The 14,543-nt window shown below is 73.5% G+C and carries 17 protein-coding genes; 9 read left to right on the forward strand and 8 right to left on the reverse strand.

Annotation, left to right across the window (positions count from 1 at the left end):
• Window positions 1–263 (reverse strand): ATP-binding cassette domain-containing protein (locus ACFWOG_RS32705; RefSeq protein ID WP_380362754.1); only part of this gene is annotated, 263 nt, incomplete at its 3' end.
• Between the two features lie 11 nt (window positions 264–274).
• Window positions 275–940: a DUF4097 family beta strand repeat-containing protein gene (locus tag ACFWOG_RS32710; protein WP_380362756.1), complete on the reverse strand. Its 666-nt coding sequence runs from the start codon at window positions 938–940 to the stop codon at window positions 275–277.
• 221 nt (window positions 941–1,161) lie between these two features.
• Here ACFWOG_RS32710 and ACFWOG_RS32715 point away from each other — a divergent pair, with 221 nt between their 5' ends.
• Window positions 1,162–1,896, forward strand: a complete 735-nt coding sequence (locus ACFWOG_RS32715) for a helix-turn-helix domain-containing protein (RefSeq protein WP_329952934.1) — start codon at window positions 1,162–1,164, stop codon at window positions 1,894–1,896.
• Between the two features lie 229 nt (window positions 1,897–2,125).
• Here the strand turns inward: ACFWOG_RS32715 and ACFWOG_RS32720 are convergent, their stop codons facing one another.
• Window positions 2,126–2,575, reverse strand: a complete 450-nt coding sequence (locus ACFWOG_RS32720; protein WP_329952935.1) for a VOC family protein — start codon at window positions 2,573–2,575, stop codon at window positions 2,126–2,128.
• A gap of 132 nt (window positions 2,576–2,707) precedes the next feature.
• Here ACFWOG_RS32720 and ACFWOG_RS32725 point away from each other — a divergent pair, with 132 nt between their 5' ends.
• Window positions 2,708–3,631, forward strand: coding sequence for a DUF4231 domain-containing protein (locus tag ACFWOG_RS32725; protein ID WP_329883247.1), 924 nt, complete (start codon window positions 2,708–2,710; stop codon window positions 3,629–3,631).
• 126 nt (window positions 3,632–3,757) lie between these two features.
• Here the strand turns inward: ACFWOG_RS32725 and ACFWOG_RS32730 are convergent, their stop codons facing one another.
• Window positions 3,758–4,156: a VOC family protein gene (locus ACFWOG_RS32730; protein WP_329952936.1), complete on the reverse strand. Its 399-nt coding sequence runs from the start codon at window positions 4,154–4,156 to the stop codon at window positions 3,758–3,760.
• A gap of 176 nt (window positions 4,157–4,332) precedes the next feature.
• Here ACFWOG_RS32730 and ACFWOG_RS32735 point away from each other — a divergent pair, with 176 nt between their 5' ends.
• The gene (locus tag ACFWOG_RS32735; protein ID WP_329883249.1) at window positions 4,333–4,767 is read left to right on the forward strand and encodes a MarR family transcriptional regulator; all 435 of its coding nucleotides are present in this window, start codon (window positions 4,333–4,335) and stop codon (window positions 4,765–4,767) included.
• Between the two features lie 86 nt (window positions 4,768–4,853).
• Window positions 4,854–6,485 carry an MFS transporter gene (locus ACFWOG_RS32740; RefSeq protein WP_380362759.1) on the forward strand — a complete coding sequence of 544 codons (1,632 nt, stop codon included), beginning with the start codon at window positions 4,854–4,856 and terminating at the stop codon, window positions 6,483–6,485.
• A 118-nt stretch (window positions 6,486–6,603) separates the two neighbouring features.
• On the opposite strand, the gene ACFWOG_RS32745 is transcribed toward ACFWOG_RS32740, so the two are convergent.
• Window positions 6,604–7,122: a GNAT family N-acetyltransferase gene (locus tag ACFWOG_RS32745; RefSeq protein WP_329952937.1), complete on the reverse strand. Its 519-nt coding sequence runs from the start codon at window positions 7,120–7,122 to the stop codon at window positions 6,604–6,606.
• 45 nt (window positions 7,123–7,167) lie between these two features.
• On the opposite strand from ACFWOG_RS32745, the gene thpR reads away from it, so the two are divergent.
• Window positions 7,168–7,755 carry an RNA 2',3'-cyclic phosphodiesterase gene (gene thpR / locus ACFWOG_RS32750; protein WP_380362762.1) on the forward strand — a complete coding sequence of 196 codons (588 nt, stop codon included), beginning with the start codon at window positions 7,168–7,170 and terminating at the stop codon, window positions 7,753–7,755.
• A 90-nt stretch (window positions 7,756–7,845) separates the two neighbouring features.
• Here the strand turns inward: thpR and ACFWOG_RS32755 are convergent, their stop codons facing one another.
• Window positions 7,846–8,511, reverse strand: a complete 666-nt coding sequence (locus tag ACFWOG_RS32755) for a TetR/AcrR family transcriptional regulator (protein ID WP_329952939.1) — start codon at window positions 8,509–8,511, stop codon at window positions 7,846–7,848.
• An 84-nt stretch (window positions 8,512–8,595) separates the two neighbouring features.
• Between ACFWOG_RS32755 and ACFWOG_RS32760 the strand changes: the two genes are divergently transcribed.
• A complete protein-coding gene (locus ACFWOG_RS32760; protein WP_329952940.1) occupies window positions 8,596–9,420 on the forward strand; it encodes an SDR family oxidoreductase in 825 nt (274 codons plus the stop codon).
• Window positions 9,421–9,638: 218 nt separating this feature from the next.
• Here the strand turns inward: ACFWOG_RS32760 and serC are convergent, their stop codons facing one another.
• Together serC and ACFWOG_RS32770 are read right to left on the reverse strand one after the other, a co-directional pair.
• Window positions 9,639–10,757: a phosphoserine transaminase gene (gene serC / locus ACFWOG_RS32765; RefSeq protein WP_329883254.1), complete on the reverse strand. Its 1,119-nt coding sequence runs from the start codon at window positions 10,755–10,757 to the stop codon at window positions 9,639–9,641.
• Between the two features lie 268 nt (window positions 10,758–11,025).
• Window positions 11,026–12,126 carry a citrate synthase 2 gene (locus ACFWOG_RS32770; RefSeq protein WP_329883255.1) on the reverse strand — a complete coding sequence of 367 codons (1,101 nt, stop codon included), beginning with the start codon at window positions 12,124–12,126 and terminating at the stop codon, window positions 11,026–11,028.
• Between the two features lie 416 nt (window positions 12,127–12,542).
• Here ACFWOG_RS32770 and pdxH point away from each other — a divergent pair, with 416 nt between their 5' ends.
• The 3 genes from pdxH to ACFWOG_RS32785 all read left to right on the forward strand — a co-directional run.
• Window positions 12,543–13,175 carry a pyridoxamine 5'-phosphate oxidase gene (gene pdxH / locus ACFWOG_RS32775; protein ID WP_329883362.1) on the forward strand — a complete coding sequence of 211 codons (633 nt, stop codon included), beginning with the start codon at window positions 12,543–12,545 and terminating at the stop codon, window positions 13,173–13,175.
• 246 nt (window positions 13,176–13,421) lie between these two features.
• The gene (locus ACFWOG_RS32780) at window positions 13,422–13,601 is read left to right on the forward strand and encodes a hypothetical protein (protein ID WP_380362765.1); all 180 of its coding nucleotides are present in this window, start codon (window positions 13,422–13,424) and stop codon (window positions 13,599–13,601) included.
• Window positions 13,602–13,769: 168 nt separating this feature from the next.
• On the forward strand, window positions 13,770–14,543 hold a 774-nt coding region (locus tag ACFWOG_RS32785; protein WP_380362767.1), incomplete at its 3' end, for a TIR-like protein FxsC.

Here is a 14,543-nt window from a genome sequence, read left to right on the forward strand (position 1 = left end):
GCGGAGAACTGGCCGGTGACGCCGATGGCGGCGCGTACCGCCTGCGGGGCGGCCGTCAGGTCGTGGCCCGCGATCCGGGCCTGCCCGCCGTCGGCGCCGATGAGCGTGGAGAGGATCTTGACGACGGTGGTCTTGCCGGCGCCGTTCGGGCCCAGCAGGGCGAAGACCGTTCCTTCGGGGACGGCCAGGTCGATGCCGTCGAGCACGGTCTTGTCGCCGTAGGACTTGCGCAGCCCGTTCGCCGCGATGGCCAGGTCGGTCATGTCGATGCTCCTTAGAGGCTGCGGGCGGTGATGTCGCCGTGGCCGGTGGTCGCGTGGACGGTCAGGTCGGCGGCGCCGTCGGCGTTCCGGAGTGCGTTGTGGATCCGGCCGTGGCCGGTGCCGGCGTCCAGGGCGGCGGAGACTCCGCGGGCGGCGCCGACCTCGATCCCGCCGGCCTCGGTGCGCAGCGTGACGGTGCCCTGGACGGCCTCGGTGATCCGGATGTCGCCCTTGCGGGTGCTGATCTCGGCGGGGCCGCCGAGGCGGGTGACCGAGATGTCGCCGGCGAGGAGGGTGAGGTGGGCGCCGGCGGTCTCGTCGAGTTCGACCGAGCCGTGGGAGAGCTCGACGGTGACGTCGCCGAGGCGTCCGGTGCTGCGGAGTTCGGCGGTGGCGGCCTTGGCGTCGACGCGGGAGCCGGCGGGCAGGTGAACGGTCACCTCGACGTGGCCGGAGGAGCCGAGGAACCGGTTGTCGGCCGAGGTCCGGATCCGCAGGGCGCCGTCGGCGTACTCGACGGTGGTCTGCTCGGCGGCCTTCACGTCGCGGCTCTTCGAGGGGTCGGCGGGGAGGATCGCGACCGTGGTGTCGGCCCGGTCGGCGGCGATGAGCCGGATGCGTCCTGCGGGGATGTCGAGGACGGTGGCGACCGGGGCGGGGGTGTCGAACTTCTGCATGATGCTGTCCTTCGGCTTGTCGTTTCTGACGATGGAAAAGCTACGTTGCTTTCCAAGTCTCGGCAATAAGCTCGTTGCGCAGAAATCCTATTGATGCAGGTAGGAGACTTGAGATCGTTGCGAAGGCTTCGAATCAAATGCAACGATCACCAGCGGGTGCGTTGCAATGATTTGGATGTGAACGCTATGCTGGGGCATCACCGACCATGAAGGAGGCCGCGATGCCGGGAGGCAGGCTCACCCAGCAGGAACGCCAGCAGATCGCGTCGGGGGTGGCCGACGGGCTCGCCTACGCGGAGATCGCCAGGCGCCTCGACCGCCCTACCTCGACCGTCACGCGCGAGGTGATGCGCAACGGCGGCCCCACCGCCTACCGGGCCGACCTGGCCCACCGCGCCACCGAACGCCGCGCCCACCGGCGCACGCCGACCGCCCCCCGGGGCGCGCAGGAGCCCGCGCAGGCCCACGGCCGCGACGCCGAGGCGGTGCGCGAGTACGAGGAGACGTTCACCACCGTCCTGATGGCTTCGGGCATGCCCAAGATGATGTCGCGGGTGATGGCCTGTCTCACCCTCACCGACACGGGCAGCCTCACCGCGTCCGAACTCGCCCAGCGCCTCCAGGTCAGCCCGGCGTCCGTCTCCAAGGCGGTCACGTTCCTCGACAGCCAGGGCCTCGTCCGCCGGGAGCGCGACGAACGCCGGCGCGAGCGCTACGTCGTCGACGACGACGTCTGGTACCAGACGATGATCGCCAGCGCCCGCGCCACCGCCCAACTCGTCGAGATCGCACGGCAGGGTGTCGGCATCCTCGGCGCCGACACCCCGGCCGCGGCGCGCCTGGAGAACATCGCCCGCTTCGTCGACTTCGTCAGCGAGAGCATCACCCGGGCCGCCGAGCAGGCCCGCGAGATCCTCCACACGCGGGTCGAGCCGGGGGCGGGCGGTACGACCTGAGGGCCCGTCCCGCGCCGCACGGCCCGGCCGGTGTCGAGCGGGCCCGGCCGGTGTCGAGCGGGCCGGCCGGTCGGCCCTCGGTGAACCGCACGGAACGCGGGGAGCCGCGGCCGGCCGGCGGTGCGCCTGCGGCTCTCGTCCGGTCCCGGTCCGACGCTCCCGCGGCAGGGCCGGCGGGGCGGGCGGATCGCCCCTGCGGCCGCACCGGAGCTTGCCCGGCGGACAGGCTCTAGTGGACGCAGAACTCGTTGCCCTCGGGGTCCTGCATGACGACCCACGAACCGGCCGGCTCGTCGACGCGGGTGAGGACGGTGGCGCCGAGGGCCCGGAGGCGCTCGACGGCGTCGTCGCGGGTGCCGGGCTCCGGATGCACGTCGAGGTGCAGGCGGTTCTTGCCCTGCTTCGGTTCGGGGACCTGCTGGAAGAGGAGGCGGCGGCCGAGCCCGGTGTCGGTGGCCGGGTCGTGCGGGTCCTCGGGGTGGCGGACGGCGGCCAGGGTGCGCCAGGCGTGGCGGCCCCCGACCTCGGTGACGAGGTCGGGGCCGGCGGCTCCGGCGGCCAGCAGACGGTCGATCAGGGCGCTGTGGTCCTCGACCGTGTAGTCGAGGGCGGCGGCCCAGAAGGCGGCCTGGCGGTGTGGGTCGGCACAGTCGATGACGAGCTTCCAGTGCAGTGGCATGTAACCGGTTATACCGGTAATCATGGGTGACGGGCAATCACCGTTCGGCGCGGGGTGTCAAAAAGGTGGCCGTGTAGGGCAGTTGGTGGAGGGAATACTGGCTGGACGGAGAGCGGGGAGGGGGATCGGCTGATGGTGCGAGAAGACCCGCCGGCGGGGGTGGAGGCGCAGTTGCTGCCGGAGCTGTTCCGGACGGCGGACCGGGCGTCCCTGGAGGGGCAGCAGCAGACACTGCGCTGGTACCGGGGCCTGATCGGGATGCTGGTGCTCGCGGCCGCGGTCGGGGCGCTGCCCGGTCCGGACGATCCGGACGAGGGCAGCCTCGTCCCGCTCTTCTCGGTGGTGGCGTTCCTGATCGCGGGCTATTTCTGGTCACGGCTTCGCCGAAGCAACCCGCAGGGGCGGTGGTACGAGGCGCGGGCGGCGGCCGAGTCGGTGAAGACGCTGGCCTGGAAGTACTCCGTACGGGCCGGGCCGTTCGAGGGTGACGCGGATTCGGCCGACGTCGACCGGGGCTACCTGCTCCAGATGGAGGACGTGCTGCGGGCGTTCGAGGACCCGGAGATCGTGCCGCCGGGGACGGCGGCCGAGATCACGCCGGAGATGCGCCGGGTGCGGGCGGAGTCGCTGACGGCCCGGCGGACGCTGTACCTGCGCACCCGGGTGGAGGGGCAGCGGACGTGGTACCGCTCGCGGGCCGAGTCCTGCGAGTCGCAGGCGGTCACCTGGGGGCTGGGCATCGCGACGCTGATCATCATCGGCGCCGCCGCGGCGATCGCGCAGGCGACCGGCGCACTGCAGGTGCACGTCTTCGGGGCGAGCTCGGCGGCGGCCGCGTCGATCATCGCCTGGACCCAGCTGAAGCAGCTCCGCCCGCTGGCGGCCGCGTACCAGCTGGCGGCGCGCGAGCTGGAGAACGTCGGCAACCAGCTCTCCGACCTCGACGTGCGGGCTCCGGACGCCGAGCAGCGCTGGGCCCGGCTGGCGGCCGAGGCGGAGGACGCGGTGTCGCGCGAGCACACCACCTGGCGTGCGCGCCGGGCCTTCCCGCGCTGACGGGGCCGCCGGCCGGACGGATGCGGGAGGCGCGGGAGGCAGGAGAAGGGCGAGGGGCCCGGCCGCGTCGGCGGCGGGCCCCGTCGGCGTGCGCGGGCGGCGGTCCGGCGGGGGTCGCCGGCGCGGTCAGGAGTCCAGGGGCGCTAGACCGAACGGGTGGCCGGCCGGGTCGATCAGGACCTTGAGCGTCCGGCCGTGCTGGTACGTGGGCTCGGTCGCGCCGAGGGCCAGCGCGCGGGCGGTGGTCGCCTCCAGGTCGTCGACGTAGAAGTCCAGGTGGAAGTGCTTGCCGCCGTCCGGCTCGGTCCAGGGCTCCGGCCGGTAGCCGTTGACGCGCCCGAAGCCGAGCGGGCTGCCGCCCTCCGGGTTGTCCAGGATCGCGAACCGCTCGTCCGCGTGCCGCGTCTCCCACCCGAGCAGCTCACCGTAGAAGGCGGCCAGCGCGACCGGGTCGGCGCAGTCGATGGTGACCATGGCGAGCCGGGCGAAGCCGGTGTCGTTCTGCTCGGTGGCGAGGTCGGACATGGTCTGGTCGGCCCTTCTCCTGAGGGATGGGTGGGTACCCGTGCTTCCAGCATCGCGCTCGGCGCGGCCCACGGCACGGCGGGCCGGACCGCGAGCCGGCCCCGGGCGGGGTGGTGGACGGCAGGAGGGCGGGAAACCGGTTTTCTTTAGCGAGAGTAATGACGTAGGCTAAGGACATGCCCGAGATGTCCGAGCAGGACCTCGTAGCCATCAGTCAGCTGCGATCGTCCGCCATGCGCCTCTCCCGTCGCCTGCGTCACCAGCGGGTCGAGGAGTCGCTCAGCCCTACCGAGATCGGAGTGCTGGGCACCCTCGCACGGTGCGGGAAGGCCACACCGGGTGAGCTCGCCCGGAAGGAGCACGTACAGCCGCCCTCGATGACCAGGATCGTCGCGATGCTGGAGGAGAAGGGCCTCGTGCGGCGAGAGCCGCACCCGGAGGACCGCCGTCAGGTGGTCGTCAGCAGTACCGAACAGGCCGAGACGATCCTGGCGGAGAGCCGAAGCCGCCGGAACGCCTGGCTCGCCGAGCTCGCCGAGGGGCTCGACGAGGAGGAATGGGCCGTCCTGCGCGAGGCCGCGCCCGTGCTCTACAAGCTCGCACACCTCTAGGCACCGCCGTTCCGGTCAGCCGCCGGAGGACGAAGGAGAACCGCATCACCGCAGGACCGACCACCGAAACCAGGAGCGCGACGGCCATGCCACGGGCCGTCGCGCCGCGAGGGGAGACCACCGTGACACCGCCGGCCGCAGCCAGCGCCGCCATCCGCACCGACGACCACCGGACCGCCGACCCCGCCGCAGCGGGCGCCGCGGCAGCCGACGCCGAGGCGCCCGCCCCGACGGGGCTGCCGGGCAACGGCGACGACGACCCCGACGAACGCACCGCGGCGGAGGACCCCGCCGCTCCCGGCCGCGCCCACCCGGCGCCCGCCGCCACCCCTCCCGCGGCGCGCCCCGCGCGGCCCCTCTCCGAGGCCACGCCTCCCACGGCGGAGGCCGACGCACCGGCCGGTGCCCGTTTCACCCGGCCCGGGGGGATGTTCTCCTCCCTGCGCGTCCGCAACTACCGCTACTACTTCGCCGGTCAGGTGGTGTCCAACACCGGTACCTGGATGCAGCGGATCGCCCAGGACTGGCTGGTGCTCAGCCTCACCGGCAGCCCGCTCGCCGTCGGCATCACCACCGCCATGCAGTTCCTGCCGATGCTGCTGCTCGGCCTGTTCGGCGGGGTGCTCGCGGACCGGATGCCCAAGCGCCGGCTGCTGATCTTCACCCAGGGGGCGATGGGCCTGCTCGCCGCCGGCCTCGCCGTGCTGACCGTCGGCGGCGTCGTGACCCCGTACTACGTGTACGTCTTCGCGCTGCTGCTCGGCCTGGTCACCGTGGTGGACAACCCGACCCGGCAGGCCTTCGTCTCCGAGATGGTCGGCCCGAAGGACCTCGCCAACGCGGTCAGCCTGAACGCCGCCAACTTCCAGACCGCCCGGCTGGTCGGCCCCGCCGTGGCGGGCCTGCTGATCGCCGCGGTCGGCAGCGGCTGGGCGTTCGCGGTGAACGCGCTCTCCTTCGCCGCCGTGATCGGCGGGCTGCTCGCCATGCGGCCGGGCGAACTGCGCCCGACCGCGCCGATCGCCCGTGAGAAGGGCCAGCTGCGCGAGGGCCTGCGGTACGTGAAGGAGCGGCCGGAACTGCTCTGGCCCATGGTGCTGGCCGGGTTCATCGGCACCTTCGGCTTCAACTTCCCGACGCTGCTCTCCGGCTTCGCGACCGACACCTTCCACGTCGGCGCCGGGCAGTACGGCCTGCTGAACACCGCGATGGCGGTCGGCTCGCTGACCGGCGCGCTGATCGCGGCCCGGCGCGGCGCGCCCAGGCTGCGCCGGCTGGTGGGCGCCGCGCTGGCCTTCGGCCTGCTGGAGGTGGTGGCCGCGTTCGCGCCCGGCTACTGGACCTTCGCCGCGCTGCTCACCCTGATCGGCGTGTTCGGGCTGAGCTTCAACACCTCGGTCAACGCCGCGCTCCAGCTGGCCACCGAGCCCGCGATGCGCGGCCGGGTGATGGGCCTGCTGGTGCTGGTGTTCACCGGTGGCACGCCGATCGGCGCGCCGATCGTCGGCTGGGTCACCGCCTCGTACGGGCCCCGGCTCGGGCTGCTGGCCTGTGGACTGGTCTCGGCCCTGGCGGCCGGTGTGGTCGGCCTGGTGCTGGCCCGCAGCGCCGACCTGCGGCTCCGCTTCGCCCTGCACCCGGGGCACGGCGGCCGGGTGGTGGCCCTCGTGCCGCGCACCGCGGCGCCGGCCAAGTCCGAGCTCGCCGCCGCCTGCTGACGCCGCACCGGCCCGGACCCGCGGAGGGGGCCGGGCCGGCGGCGGACTGGGCCGGGCGGAGGGGGCCGGGCCGGGCCGGTGCGGGCGCCGTCCGGCGGGCTCGTGCCGGGCCGGCGGCTCAGACCCTGATCGCGAGGATCTGGCCCTGCCAGGGGCCGGCCGGCTGCTCGACCTCGAAGGACTCCGTCTCGGTGAAGCCGAGCGCCCGGTACTGGCCGACCAGCTTGCGGTCGCCCCCGGCGAAGCAGTCCACCCGGAGCAGGCCGATGCCCCGGCGGCGGGTCTCCTCGATCGCGTCGGCGATCAGCGCGGCGCCGATCCCCGAGCCCTTCCGGGACCGGTCGGTCACCAGGTTGCGGATGTACACCTCGGGCTCGTCCACCGGGGTGGCGTAGTCGGGCCGCTCCTCGGAGAGGACGCAGGAGCCGACCGCCCGGCCGTCGTCGGCCACCGCGAGCCGGATCAGGTACGGCTCGGCGCCGTACTTCGCGATGTGCTCCACCCTGGCCTGGGTGCCGCTGAACGAGTGACTGCCCCACTGCCGCGTCCGGCCCTGGGAGGCGAGCCAGGCGACGGCGCCGTCGAGCAGGGCGAGGATGTCGGGGATGTCCTCGGGACCCCCGTTGCGGATCTTCATGAAAACCGTTCTAGCCCAAACCGTCGTGCGCGGGAAGATGGCCCCATGAGGCTCTTTGTGGCGGTGCTGCCGCCGGTGGAGGCATTGCAGGGGCTGGTCGACGCGGTGGCGCCGGTGCGCGAGCTGCCCGGGGCCGACCGGCTCCGCTGGACGGGGGTCGAGGGCTGGCACCTGACGCTGGCGTTCCTCGGTGAGGTGCCGGTCGAGCGGGTGCCGGAGCTCGAAACGGGTCTGGCCGGGGTGGCCGAGGTGCACGCGGCGCACCCGCTGCGGCTGGCCGGCGCCGGCCGGTTCGGGGACCGGGTGCTCTGGGCCGGGGTGGAGGGCCGGACCTGGGCGCTGCGCCGGCTGGCCGAAGCGGTGAACGACGCCACCGCCGGGGTGGTGGGTGAGGTGGACACGTTCAGCTTCCACCCGCATCTGACCCTGGCCCGGGCCGGCTCGACGCGCGGGCACCGGCGGGCGGTGCAGCGGGCGGCGGCGGCGGAGCTGGACGGGCTGGCACTGGCGCTCGGGGAGTACCGGGGGCCGGAGTGGGAGGCCGCCGAGCTGCACCTGATGAAGAGCGAGCAGGACGGCGGGTTCGCGCACTACGAGACGGTCCGCTCCTGGCCGCTGGCCCGCTGGAGCTGAGAGCCGGACGGCGGGCCCGGTTCCCGCAGGCCCGGTTCCCGCGGGCCGGGGCAGGCCGGAACCGGGCGGGCCGGGGCCGAGGGGGCCCGGTCAGGGCCACACGCGCATCGCGTCGGCGGCGACCCGCTCCAGCTCGGCGCGGGTCGCGCCGTCGCGGGCGCGCTGCGACATGCCCTGGACCACGGTCGCGGTGAACTGGGCCAGCGCCGCCGGGTCGGCCCCGGCGGGCTCGTGCCCGGCCGCGACGTCGGCCCGGATCAGCGACTCCAGGGCCCGGACGTTGGCGTTGCGCAGCGCCCGGACGGCCTCGACCACCTCCGGCGAGGTGCAGTTGACCGTCGAGCTGATCAGCAGGCAGCCCCACGGGTGGTCGGGGTCGGTGGCCTCGGCGGCGGCCTCGCGCAGCATCCGGGCCACCCCCGCCCGGGCGGTGGGCTCCTCGGCGAGCGCGCGGGCGGAGTAGGCGCCGTGGCTCTCCCGGTAGCGGGCGACCACCTCGTCGAAGAGCGCGCGCTTGTCGCCGAAGGCGGCGTAGAGGCTCGGCGGGCGGATGCCCATGACGGCGGTGAGGTCGGCGACCGAGGTCGCCTCGTAGCCGCGTTCCCAGAACAGTCGCAACGCCTGCTCCAGGGCGGCCTCGCGGTCGAAGGAGCGGGGCCGGCCGCGCTGCGCGGCGCCGGCCCGGGCGCCGGCGGTCGGTGCGGCGCCCGCTCCCGTCGTGGTGGTGCCGCTCTTCGCGCTGCTCGTCGTCGCCATGGGGCGATTCTATATCGACCACTACAGAAGGCGTGCTACGGTTCCTTTCATTAGCGACCGCTACATAAATGGGAGGGCGTAGCCATGGGGACGTCGACGGGCAGGCTGGCGGGGAGGACGGCGCTGGTCACGGGCGGCAGCCGGGGCATCGGGCGGGGGATCGCCGAGCGGCTGGGGCGGGACGGCGCCCTGGTCGCCGTCCACTACGGACGGAACGCGGCGGCGGCCGAGGAGGTCGTCAAGACGATCGAGCACGCCGGCGGCCGGGCCTTCGCGGTCGGTGCCGAGCTGGGCGTCCCCGGCGACGCCGAAGCGCTCTGGGCCGCCTTCGACGCGGGGCTGGCAGGGCAGAGGGCGGCGGGGGAAGGGGCAGAAGGCCGGGGGCCGGCCGGGCAGGGGGCGGCGGGCAGCCTGGACATCCTGGTCAACAACGCCGGGATCGGCCAGTACGGGCGGATCCACGAGGTGGCCGAGGCCGACTTCGACAAGGTGTTCGCGGTCAACGCGCGGGCGCCGTTCTTCGTCGTCCGGCACGGCCTGGAGCGGCTGCGCGACGGCGGCCGGATCGTCAACGTCTCCTCCGGCGTCACCCGGGTGGCGTTCCCGACGGCGATCGCCTACGCGATGACCAAGGGAGCGCTGAACACCCTGACGCTCACCCTCGCCGAGGAGCTGGGACCGCGCGGGATCACCGTCAACGCGGTGCTGCCGGGCGTGGTCGCCACGGACGTCAACCCCTGGCTGGACGACCCGCGGGCGCGCGCCCGGGTCGCCGCCTACTCGGCCTTCGACCGGGTCGGCGAGGCGTCCGACGTGGCGGACGTCGTCGCGTTCCTCGCCTCCGACGACGCCCGCTGGGTCACCGGCCAGAACCTGGACGCGAGCGGGGGGTCCAACCTCGGCGTCTGACCGCCGGCGGGCCGGGGGTACGCTCGTTGACCGTGGATCCCAAGACTCGTATGCGTATCGTGACCGGAGCCCTGGTGCTGCTGCTGGTCGTCGTGCTGATCAGCTCACTGGTCGGCCAGTAGCGTCCCCGGCGAGGGGGCCGCAGACGTCCCCGGAGAACGGGAAGGGCCACCGCCCGGAGGCGGTGGCCCTTCGTCCGTCGTGCCGACCGGTCGGGATCAGAGCTGTCCGACCACGTAGTCGATGCAGGCGGTGAGCGCCTCGACGTCGGCCGGGTCGACGGCCGGGAACATCGCGACGCGCAGCTGGTTGCGGCCCAGCTTGCGGTACGGCTCGGTGTCGACGATGCCGTTGGCACGCAGTGCCTTGGCGACGGCGGCGGCATCCACGGCGTCGTCGAAGTCGATCGTGCCGACCACCTGCGAACGCTCGTCCGGGTTCGCCACGAACGGGCTGGCGAACGAGGACTTCTCGGCCCAGCCGTACAGGCGGGACGAGGAATCAGCCGTACGGGCGACGGCCCAGTCGAGCCCGCCGTTGCCGTTGAGCCACTCCAGCTGGTCGGCCAGGAGGAACAGGGTGGCGATCGACGGGGTGTTGTACGTCTGGTCCTTCGACGAGTTGTCGATGGCCGTCGGCAGGTCGAAGAACGGCGGGATGTAGCGGCCGGAGCCGGCGATCTCGGCGGCGCGCTCCAGCGCGGCCGGGGAGAAGGTCGCCAGCCAGAGGCCGCCCTCGGCGGCGAAGGACTTCTGCGGGGCGAAGTAGTAGACGTCGGTCTCGGTGATGTCCACCGGCAGGCCGCCGGCACCCGAGGTGGCATCCACCAGGACCAGCGAGCCCTGGTCGCCGCCGGCCGGACGCGCGATGGGCATCGCGACACCGGTCGAGGTCTCGTTGTGGGTGAGCGCGTAGACGTCCACGCCCGCCTCGGCGACCGGCAGCGGGTGGGTGCCCGGGGCGGTCTTGATCACGCTCGGCTCGGCGAGCCACGGCGCGGCCTTGACCGAGGAGGCGAACTTGGAGGAGAACTCACCGAAGTCGAGGTGCTGGGACTTCTCCCGCACCAGGCCGAAAGCCGCGATGTCCCAGAAGGCGGTGGACCCGCCGTTGCCGAGGACCACCTCGTACCCCTCGGGGAGGGAGAAGAGGCTGCTCACGCCCTCGCGCACGCGCTTGACCAGGTTCTTGACCGGGGCCTGGCGGTGCGAGGTGCCGAGCAGGGAGGTCTCGGTGGCGGCGAGGGCACTCAGGGCCTCGGGGCGCACCTTGGACGGGCCGCAGCCGAAACGGCCGTCTGCGGGCTTGATGTCAGCGGGGATCTGGATCTGAGCCACGGGCGGCAGCCTACCGGCCGGGTCGACCGGGAATCGACGGGAGTCCGCCCGCTGAGATGCGATCTTCCCGGCCGCGAGCTGCGGAAACAGCGGGTCCGGTCGGTACCGGACCCGCTGTTTCGCAGGGGCTCAGTTCAGGGCGGTCGGGGTGGCCGGGGGGCGTGCAGGGCGCGCGGTGCACGCGGGGCGCGGAGTGCCCCGCGCCGTGAGCGGCGGAATCAGCCGGCTCGGCGGCCCGGCGGCCTGGTGGCCTGGCGGCCCGGCGGACTCAGCGGGCGATGGCCTCGTAGCCCTCGATGTCGTGGGGGCTGCGCGGGTTGGGGCCGATGTAGCGCGCGGCGGGGCGCACGAGCCGGCCCGTGCGCTTCTGCTCCAGGATGTGCGCCGACCAGCCGGCGGTCCGGGCACAGGTGAACATCGAGGTGAACATGTGTGCGGGGACCTCGGCGAAGTCCAGCATGATGGCGGCCCAGAACTCGACGTTGGTGGCCAGCACACGGTCCGGACGGCGGTTGTGCAGCTCCTCCAGCGCAGCCTTCTCCAGCGCCTCGGCGACCTCGAAGCGCGGCGCGCCGAGCTCCTTGGCGGTGCGGCGCAGCACGCGGGCGCGCGGGTCCTCGGCGCGGTAGACGCGGTGGCCGAAGCCCATCAGGCGCTCGCCCTTGTCCAGCGCGTTCTTGACCCAGGTGGTGGCGTCGCCGGTGCGCTCGATCTCCTCGATCATGCCGAGCACCCGGGACGGCGCGCCGCCGTGCAGCGGGCCGGACATCGCGCCGACCGCGCCGGAGAGGGCGGCCGCGACGTCGGCGCCGGTGGAGGCGATGACGCGGGCGGTGAAGGTGGAGGCGTTCATGCCGTGCTCGGCGGCGGACGTCCAGTAGGCGTCGATGGCCTTGACGTGCTTCGGGTCGGGCTCGCCCCGCCAGCGGATCATGAACCGCTCGACGACCGTCTCGGCCTTGTCGATCTCGCTCTGCGGGACCATCGGCAGACCCTGGCCGCGGGCGGACTGGGCCACGTAGGAGAGGGCCATGACGGCGGCGCGCGCGAGGTCGTCGCGGGCCTGCTCGGCGTCGATGTCCAGCAGCGGCTTGAGGCCCCAGACCGGGGCGAGCATGGCGAGGGCGGACTGCACGTCCACCCGGATGTCGCCGGAGTGGACGGGGATCGGGAAGGGTTCGGCGGCCGGCAGGCCTGGGTTGAACTTGCCGTCGACCAGCAGGCCCCAGACATGGCCGAAGGAGACGTGGCCGACCAGGTCGTCGATGTCGACGCCTCGGTACCGCAGGGCGCCGCCTTCACGGTCGGGTTCGGCGATCTCGCTCTCGAAAGCGACGACACCTTCGAGCCCGGGTACGAAGTCGGACATGCACGGCTCCTTCAGTTCTGCGATCGGCGGGCCGCCGTGGTGGGGAGGCACGCCTGTGACCGAATGGTGGTTGGCACTCGGTGCCAGGGTGACAGGCACGGGGTGCATTACGCCATACACCACCGTGCTGATGTTTTCCGGGGGCCCGCTTGACTTTTCGCCCGAAGACCGGTCGTGTCCGGCGAATCTCCGGAACCGCGGCCCAGATTCCGGACAAATCACCGTACGACGGGCGGCCGAACGGTGGCGAGTCACCTTATCTCCCACCGGGGTTTGTCCGGAGGTAGCGGTGCCGGTTGCTTGTCGTACGGGATGATGTTGACGTGCAGACCCCGGACCGCGCCCAGTCGACGCCCCTGACCCCCGTCACCCGGATCCTGGCCGACGAGGCCCGCCCCGGACCGGACCTCACCGTGATGCGCAAGCACTACGCGCACGAGGGACTGGTCGAGGAGCGGCTCGCCGCGGAGCCGGTCGCCCAGTTCACCCGGTGGTTCCACGACGCGGACGAGGCCGGGGTGGTGGAGCCCAACGCCATGGTGCTCTCCACCGCCGACGCCGAGGGGCGGCCCGGCTCGCGGACGGTCCTGCTCAAGGGCTTCGACGCCCGCGGCTTCGTCTTCTTCACCAACTACGGCTCGCGCAAGGGCACCGAGCTGGCCGCCAATCCGCACGCGGCGCTGCTCTTCCCGTGGATCGCGCTGGCCCGCCAGGTGATCGTCCAGGGCCGGGTGGAGAAGGTCGGCCGGGACGAGACCGCCGCCTACTTCCGGACGCGCCCGCACGGCTCGCAGCTCGGCGCCTGGGCCAGTGAGCAGTCCAGCCCGGTCGCCTCCCGCGAGGTGCTGGAGCAGCGGTACGCGGAGCTGGAGCGGCGCTACCCGGAGGGCGAGGGGGTGCCGGTGCCGCCGTTCTGGGGCGGCTACCGGGTGGTGCCGGAGATCGTCGAGTTCTGGCAGGGCCGGGAGAACCGGCTGCACGACCGGCTGCGCTACCTGGCCGACCCGGCCGCGCCGACCGGCTGGCGGGTGGAGCGGCTCTGCCCGTGAAGCCTGGCGGGCCGTACGAATGCCCGGACGTCCGCAGGGTGGGCGGTAGGGGCAGCGGGCGGCGGAGGGGCCGGCGGTCCTGGCGGGGTGCGGGCGTCGAGGTCCTGCGGACCCCGGTGGGGCGTGCGCCGGGGCGTGCTCCGCCGCGATCCGGCGGGCCCGGCGTTTGTCCGCCCGAGGGCCGGAATCGGCGGGTACCGTGGGGCGGACGGCATCGCCGCCGACTCCACGGAGAGGGTGAGCCACATGACGAACGAAACCCCCGCTGCTCCGACCCCGGCCTCCGAAGGCGCCCCCGGGCGCCCCACGCTCGGTCAGCTCGCCGACCGCACCGACGACTTCCTCGTCGATCTGGTGCGCCGGGTCGGCCTGGCCCACGACCGGCCGGGCGCGCTCTCGCAGGCGGGCTTTCACTCCTCGATCTGACGGCCTGCGCGCAGGGCGCCGACCCGGCTCCCCGGCGGGGTCGGCCAACTCCGGCGGCGCCGTGCGGAAACCGGCAGGATGTGATCCGGTCCGGCCCGGATCACACTGGTGACGGCACGTCAACTCCACTACGGTGAACGGGTTCGCGGACCGGGCCGGGGGTGCTGAGTGCGGCCGTACTTCTTCTTCAGCTATGCGCGCCGGGACCATCTGGTGGGAGGCGCCTTCGTCGACCAGTTCTTCGCCGACCTTCGCGACGAGCTGGCCCGTATCGCGCCGGAGGCCGGACCGGCCGAACTCGCCTACCGGGACACCGAACGGCTTCGCGTCGGCGACGACTGGGAACAGCAGCTCTCCCGAGTGATCGGCGCCAGTCGCACCATGGTGGCGCTGTACTCGCCCGCCTACTTCGCCAGCGTCTACTGCGGGAAGGAGTGGACCGCGTTCGACCGGCGGATGCGTCGGCACCGCGAGCTGACCGGCGAGACGGTCGCGGCGCTGATCCCGGTCCTGTGGGAGCCGCCGCCGGAGGACCTGCCGCCCGAGGTGCGGCGGATCCAGTACCTCCAGTACGACTTCGGGGCGGCGTACGCCGTCGGAGGGCTGCGGCACTTGCTCCGCTCCGATCCGCACGGAACCGAGTACCGCCAAGTGGTCCGGACCGTCGCGGAGCGGGTCCGGGAGGGGGTCGCCCGTCCGGTGGTCGAGCTGCGGGACCTCGACCTGGCCCAGGTGGAGGGGTGCTTCCCGGCGCCTGACGCCCCGGCCGGACCGGTCCGCAGCGGCCTGGTCAGGATCTTCGTCGCAGCCGGCCGGGCCGAGGGCCGGGCGGCCGAGCGGGCCGCCCCGGGCATCGCAGCGGGGGCCGATCCGGCGCCCGGGGCCGAGTCGGCGCACGACCCTCTGTGTCGGGGCGGGTGGTACGGCGCCCACCCCCGGGAC

This window comes from Kitasatospora sp. NPDC058406 (assembly GCF_042722765.1).
GTDB lineage: Bacteria > Actinomycetota > Actinomycetes > Streptomycetales > Streptomycetaceae > Kitasatospora.